The organism is Streptomyces sp. NPDC030991 (assembly GCF_055571235.1).
In genome coordinates, this window is the sequence record NZ_JBVIFR010000036.1 from 41,958 (window position 1) to 47,957 (window position 6,000).

A 6,000-nucleotide genomic window follows, 5' to 3' on the forward strand; every position below is an offset into this window, starting at 1 on the left:
GCGACGGTCCCGACGCAATCGCAGCCCCACCAGCAAGATCACGATCTACAGCTGGAGTATTAAACCGCCCTGCACAGACGCCTACGACGGGGCACGCAAGGTCGCTCAGCAGAACCATGCGAGACGGCAAAAGTCCTGAGCATCAACCAGTCAACCCCTGGTGATCCAGCGCAATCGCCTGGAACGGGACCTCGGGGAGCCGCTGTTCGCACGCGCGGAACGTGGGCGGGCCATGAAACTGCCCCCTTCGGCGAGGCTGTCACGGCAGCAGTCGGCAGCGTCATCATTGACCGGTGACCACATGGATGCGCTGCTACTGGGACGAGGAAGACACCTGGTTCTACTTCGAGGTCGACGCCGAAGGCTGGGTGATCCGGCAGGTCGAACTCGAAGGGCCTGAGCTGACCCCGATCGCAGCTGCCTCCCTCGCCGAATGGCAGCGGGCCTATGACGCAGGCCGCCCCGATGCGTACGACAGCAGGTTCGGGATCACAGCCGAGTTGCCCGTCCCGGAATGGGAAGGCCACGACCCCGAGCAACTTACCTCGGAGCAGTTCGAGAAAGTCTGGGGTCCTGCCCGTCGCCAGATCGCATCCCGGCCCCGCTGACCCCTGGGCCCCGCGGACGCTTCTTGGGTTCATCTCGACATGACCGCGCCCCTTCCCCGCACTGTCCGATCTGTTGACACCGCGCAGCTCCTGGATCTGTCCCAGGAGGCCGCCATGCACGGCTTCAGCCAGCGGCTCCCGGTCGACTGGCTTCAAGAGCACCTCGCCGCAGAGGCGACGCACTACCTGTTCCCTACGCTCGTGCGGCACCTCAGGCACCGTCCCGAGATGCCGCTGCAGTGGAGGTGCCAACAATTGCTGACCGTCAGGACCGGTGCACAGATCTGGGGTCTGCTCGACCTGGTCGGACCACAGTCAGCTCACGTCCCTCACGGTCGGCGGCAAGACGTCCACCGGCCAGTACGGCTCCACCGACCAGAGCGAACGTATCCGCCTGGGCGACACCTACTTCCACAACGGACCCATCGGCCTCGCCGGCGCGTCAACATCGGGCGTAGACACGGGATTTGTACGCGAGCCCGGGGCGCATTGAATTCCATGACCCGCAGCGGTAAGGCGTTCCACTACCTCACCGACGCCATCGGCTCCGTCATCGCCATGACCGACGAGTGCGGCACGAAGGTCAACACGTACTCCTACAGCCCGCGCGGCGTCAGCCGCGCCACCACCAGCGAAGAAGTCATCCAGCCCTACCAGTTCGCCGGCGGCTACCACGACGCCACCGGCCTTCACCACTACGCGGCCCGCTACTACGACCCCAACATCGGCCGCTTCACCCAGCCCGACCCCTCCGGCCAGGAACAGAACCCCTGCCTCTACGCCGCGGGCGACCCCGTCAACCGGATCGATCCCCATGGGTTGTTCGGCTTCAATAGCTTCATCGAGGGAGTGGGACACACCCTTGGCGCTGGGGCCGCGGCCTTCGGTACCGGTGCGGGTATCGCGACATGTGGCCCGACCCTAGGTGCTTGCGTGCTACAAGAGCCGCGTCACTGCTCGTAGTTCCGGCTCTGGCGCTCTCGGCGCTGGGGGGAACCGGTACGGCTTTCGCTGATGACCCGGCTCCCGAGCCGACCGAGGTCACCGAGACGGCGCCCCCGGCGGTGCCGGAGGAAGGCGACCTCGACGAGAACGGGGCCAGCGAGGACGCCCAGACTCCGACCGAAGCGGCACCGAAGCGGCACCGAAGGACCTGCAGGTTCCGCCCGTCGTGGCGTGTGAGGACGGCTATTTCTGGGAGTCCACCAAGAAGTACAAGGAGTACCAGAAGGGCGTAGGTGCCACGCAGGCCAACTGCAACGGCACCTCGCGCACCGCCAGGTCGACGTTCACCTCTGAGGTGTCCGGCACGGTCACCGTCGGTGTCAGCGGCAAGCTGAAGGCCAAGGCGTCCGTCGCGGTCGCCGAGATCGAGACGGAGTACGACTACAACCTCTCGGTCTCACTCACGGCCAAGATCGGCAACTCGGTCGCTGTGGACACACCGTCGAAGCGCACCACCAACGCCAGGTACGGGGTGTACCGGCTCAAGAGCGCTGGATACAGTCACTTTCATTACGCCAACTGCACCAAGGGCGTGAAGACCAACGCAACGCTCTACACGCCGCACCGCGTCGGCTGGTACATCTGGGAGTCCTGATGCCACACCGACGGCTCTTGCCCCTTGGCATCCTGGCCGCGGCAGCCGTGTCGCTGGCGACCGCCTGCTCGGCTGATCACACCGACGGGCAGCCGAAGGCCAAGACAGCTTCTCAAGTCAGCTCGTCCGCCTCGTCCTCTTCCTCTTCCGCCAAGGGAGATCAAACTCCGGTCACCGTTTTACCGGAGCTCGACCCGGGGGAGACCCTCGCCGGCCGACAGGGCGCCACGCACGGTAGCCGCACCTTCGCCTTTAGCAAAGGCGGTAAAAAGGGTGGCACCCTTATCGTCGCGGTGCGCTGCGAAGGCGAGGGGACGATGAAAGTCGCAGTCAAACCCGTGACGGCTGCCTTCCCTCTCGACTGCCTCGCCGGAGAAGTGACCACGACGTACAACCAGCTCGCTCTCGCGGGAGCGCAGAAGGCGGGCACGGTGTCGGTCACCGCGCCTACCAAGGTGACGTGGTCGATGACCATCGGGCGCGGCGAGCGTCCGGAGGGAGTGGACTAGCTCCCGGAGACTGTCATGAAGCGGCCTCTGCCGGGCTCCTGGGAAGAGGCCGGGCAGCGGCCGTCGAGTCCAAGCGCCGTGAGGCGCCGTCGAGCTCCGTTCCGCATACGCTTCACGCTCTGGCTGCGGACACTGCAGCACTCGGCAGAGGGAGTTCGGCCGCCTGCGGCATAAAGGGTTACCACGCCGTCGCCCGCCAGCTCGATACCCTGGCTGACTTCAGCGGCCGCCAGCTCGCAATCCACGCCTTCACCGACGCGGACAATCAGGACGCCCTGATGCTGCTACGGACCTCTCGCAACGAGTCTGGGTTGTCGCGCGACGGATGGTTTTGCCCACGTCGTAGCGCGGTGCCCGGTGTCTGTTTGTGGTCGGCTTGTCAGAGCGATTTGCGCGGCCGAAGCCAACCGCACCGCACCGGCTCCCCCCCGGCCCGGGTCCAGCGGTCGTTTCGGACCCTCCGCCAGTACCTGCCCCGCCCCGCCAGAGCGCCGAAACCCCACTGGCTCGGCCCCGGACGGCCACTCGGCGCCCCGCCCCGGGATGCGTGAACTCACGGGCAGCTCCAAATCGGCGGTGAGAGAAGCTATCCCACCACGTGCCGCTGACAACGGGCAGCCGCTACGGCGCAGCCCCATCGCCTGGTGCGCCTTTCGTCTCTGGCCTTGAGGACCACGCCGTGCTGATGCTCTTCGACGCCCGCCTCGACGGCATGGAAGACCCGCACAGCGATGTGCACCACGCGTTGGACATGGCGAACCTCGCCGCCGATGAGTGGTTCGAGCCGTTGCGAACCGAAGGCGCCCGCGACCGCGCCTTCCGCCACTGACCGGCCTGCCGCCCGCCACGCCCTGGGTCACAGCAATGCCGCACCGCCTGTCCCAGGCCCGCCTCGCCAGCCCGGGGCCGGCTCGCGTTGCGGGGGATCAGCGGGTTGGCTTCACCGCGTATCCCAACACCAGCAGACCAAGACCCACGACCAGCACGGTGGGCGAACGCAGATAACAGCTCGCCAGCACGGCCAGAGCATCCGCCCCCCAGAGCCGGGGAGCGCACACACTTCGCCGAAGCCACTCCGTCGACCTGCGGCTTCGGTAGGACAATGCATGGTGGTTATCACCGGTGCGGCGCGCTACCTGTTATCAGGGCAAGCGAAGCAGGGGCGATGTCACCACGTTCGGTTTCTGGTGGGCAGGATGCCGAGCGGCGGTCCTCGGCGATCACGGGCCGTATTTCGCGCGCCGCACGCGAGCCCTGCCTCCTACGATCAACTGGTACGACTGCTGAGGAGGGCGGGAATGCTTGAGGACGTCGCGGACGGGGCGGCGGCGACGCGGCTTGCCGAGGGCGCGTCGCTTCACCGCACGCTTGATGTCGCCGACCCCGCCGAGTGGCTCGCGCTGGACGCAGGAGTCCGGGAAATGGCCTGGTACCGCCCGGAGTTTTTGCCGGAGTGGGAGCACCTCACCCCACTGCCCGCCGATCTGACTCAGCTCGACGAGTCTCGGCTCGCGCTCGCCCTCTGCCACCGCGACGGGCGGATCCGGCAGGAGGCGTTGAGTCTGTCCGTCCGCTACCCCGGTCTGCTGCCGTTGGTCGTGATCCGCTGTGCCGACTGGGCGGGCCCGGTGCGCGCACACGCCCGGCAGCTGCTGCGCGGGGCCCTGAGCGTGGACTTGGCCCCCGGCCTCGCGTCGCTGATCCTTCGCGTCAGCCGTCGTGACAGAGGTGCCTTCGGCGTCGAAGTGCTCGGCGAGATCCTGCGCCGGGCATCCCACGCGCAGCTCACGGTTTGCTTCGCTGACCCTGACCGCGTCGTCCGGCGGTTCGCATACCGGCTGGCCATCGAGGGCCGGCTGCTCGGCCCCGCTGAGCTGGCCCGCACGGCTGCCACGGACCACGACACCGTGGTCCAGGACCTGTGTGCCACAGCGGCACTCACGGCTCTCGCGGGCGGAGATGCCTACGAGGGTGTGCTGCCTCTGCTGCTGTCCGCACGCAACCCGCGTACCCGTTCGGCCGGCGTCACCGCGCTGAGACGGGCGGGGCAGCCGGAGCAGGCGGAGTCGTTTCTCGGCGACCGTTCCGCGCTCGTACGGGCGTGTGCCCGGTATGTCGTACGACAGCATGGGGGTGACCCAGTGGCCTGGTACCGCAAGCGGTGCACGGCACCGGACGATCCTGAGTTGTCGCCCGGTGCGGTCATCGGGCTGGCCGAGTGCGGGAACCGCGCGGACGCCGGGCTCCTGCGGCCGCTGCTCGCGCATCCGGCGGCCGGAGTGCGGGCGCGGGCGGTGGCAGGGCTGCGGGAACTGGACTGCGCGGATGCGACGCAGTTGCGGCCGCTCCTCGACGACCCTGCCGCTGCAGTCGTCCGCGAGACCGCCACCGCCCTGCTGCCCTCGGCCAAGGAACTGCCCGCCGACTGGCTGTCGGAGCGCACCAGCTCTCAGCGGCCGCGACACGTCCGCGTCGGCGCCTTCCGGTTGCTCGACGCACGCGGCGGCATCGTAGCCCTACGCACAGCGGTCGGTCTGCTCGAGGACCCGGACATCAAACTGCGCACCTGGGCCGCGCAATCAGTACAACGCTGGTATCCGGCACCGGACGAGCCACGCGGCAACGCGGAAGCAGGTGAACTGCTCGACCGGAGCCGACACCTCTTCAGCGACCACGTGCTGCGCCGACGCAAGCGGGAAGCTGGAGTGGATAGATGACACTGCACCGCGGTCCGAACTCGCCGCTTGGTGGTCCTGATGACAGCACTCCTGCCTTGGTGACAACTATCGTGCTCCGGCTCATCAGAAGCCATCTCATTTGGATAGTTGGGTAGGCTGTCGGTCGTGCCGGGGATCGTTGAGCGGCTGGTGCCGGACGAGTTGTGGGATCTGTTCCAACGGGTGGCGCCGGCGGCGCCATCGCGGCCTCAAGGCGGTGGCCGACGTCGGCATGGTGACCGTGAAGTACTGGCCGCGATCGTCTTCGTTGCCATCTCGGGTTGTACCTGGCATCAGCTGCCCGCGGCATCGTTCGGGCCGTCGGGGGCGACAGCACACCGACGCTTCGCCGAGTGGACGAAGGCCAGGGTGTGGGCCAAGCTCCACCGCCTGGTCCTCGACGAGTTCGGCGTCCGCGGCGAGCTGGACTGGTCCCGCCGCGCGATCGACTCCGTCAGCATGCGGGCCCTGAAAAGGTGCCTCTATGGTTTTCGTCAAGCCGTTGCTGGTGTGGGTGGTTGGTAGAAGGTTCCGTCTCGGAGCATGGCGAAGAGGACGTCGATGCG

5 protein-coding genes and 3 pseudogenes are annotated in these 6,000 nt (G+C 67.5%); all 8 read left to right on the top strand.

Annotated features, from left to right (window positions below; all coding sequences use genetic code 11):
* The first annotated feature begins 305 nt into the window (after positions 1–305).
* Entirely contained in the window at positions 306–608 is a 303-nt protein-coding gene (locus ACZ45E_RS37925; RefSeq protein ID WP_468230548.1) for a hypothetical protein, read from the top strand.
* A 39-nt stretch (positions 609–647) separates the two neighbouring features.
* Positions 648–938 (top strand): annotated as a pseudogene (locus tag ACZ45E_RS37930) (hypothetical protein); the annotation flags it as partial.
* A pseudogene (locus tag ACZ45E_RS37935) lies at positions 907–1,571 on the top strand (RHS repeat-associated core domain-containing protein); the annotation flags it as partial. The pseudogenes ACZ45E_RS37930 and ACZ45E_RS37935, both read left to right, overlap by 32 nt.
* Before the next feature lie 208 nt (positions 1,572–1,779).
* Positions 1,780–2,208 (top strand): hypothetical protein, encoded by a 429-nt coding sequence (locus ACZ45E_RS37940; RefSeq protein WP_468230540.1) that lies wholly within the window; start codon positions 1,780–1,782, stop codon positions 2,206–2,208.
* A 17-nt stretch (positions 2,209–2,225) separates the two neighbouring features.
* On the top strand, positions 2,226–2,717 hold the full coding sequence (locus tag ACZ45E_RS37945) for a hypothetical protein (protein WP_468230542.1): 492 nt from the start codon (positions 2,226–2,228) through the stop codon (positions 2,715–2,717).
* 679 nt (positions 2,718–3,396) lie between these two features.
* Positions 3,397–3,546 (top strand): hypothetical protein, encoded by a 150-nt coding sequence (locus tag ACZ45E_RS37950; protein ID WP_468230544.1) that lies wholly within the window; start codon positions 3,397–3,399, stop codon positions 3,544–3,546.
* A 592-nt stretch (positions 3,547–4,138) separates the two neighbouring features.
* Positions 4,139–5,434: a hypothetical protein gene (locus tag ACZ45E_RS37955; protein WP_468230550.1), complete on the top strand. Its 1,296-nt coding sequence runs from the start codon at positions 4,139–4,141 to the stop codon at positions 5,432–5,434.
* A 126-nt stretch (positions 5,435–5,560) separates the two neighbouring features.
* Positions 5,561–5,923, top strand: a pseudogene (locus ACZ45E_RS37960) (transposase); the annotation flags it as partial.
* Positions 5,924–6,000 lie beyond the last annotated feature (77 nt).